This window comes from Caballeronia sp. LZ024 (assembly GCF_031451455.1).
GTDB classification, from domain to species: Bacteria; Pseudomonadota; Gammaproteobacteria; order Burkholderiales; family Burkholderiaceae; genus Caballeronia; species Caballeronia telluris.
In genome coordinates, this window is the sequence record NZ_JARUXL010000068.1 from 1 (window position 1) to 427 (window position 427).

The 427-nt window shown below is 51.8% G+C and carries 1 pseudogene; it reads right to left on the reverse strand.

Annotated features, from left to right (window positions below):
• Positions 1-385: pseudogene (locus tag QCE48_RS31780) on the reverse strand (hypothetical protein); the annotation flags it as partial.
• Positions 386-427 lie beyond the last annotated feature (42 nt).

Genomic DNA, 427 nt, shown 5'->3' on the forward strand with positions numbered 1-427 from the left:
TTTTCGGGTGTTGAGTGCATTCGAGCTCGATGTGTTTCCAGCATTGGCTATGAAAAAGCTGGTTTTCGGGCAGGCGGATCATTGTGTCCGCGTCATACGCGGGAGATGTCCGCCAACGGTCTTTGAGCCGATTTCGAGAGATGCCCACATATCGAATTACGTCATCGCTCCCGGCAACTAAATACAAGCAGGGGGTCTTTGCCGCCCAGACCGCAGCGTCGAGGATGTCGTACTTGGCTTGAAGCCATGGTCCGATTCTCGCGCCCTTAGCTACATTTCGCTTCCAGCGCCCACCTCCTATGCCATGAATACGGATGACAGGTGTCGCAGCATTGAAAATCGCGTTGGCGTATTTGACGTTCTTTGAGTTCACGCTGTGGGACAAGGCTTAATAAATTCGGCGAAGTCGAATTGTAAGATGAAAGTG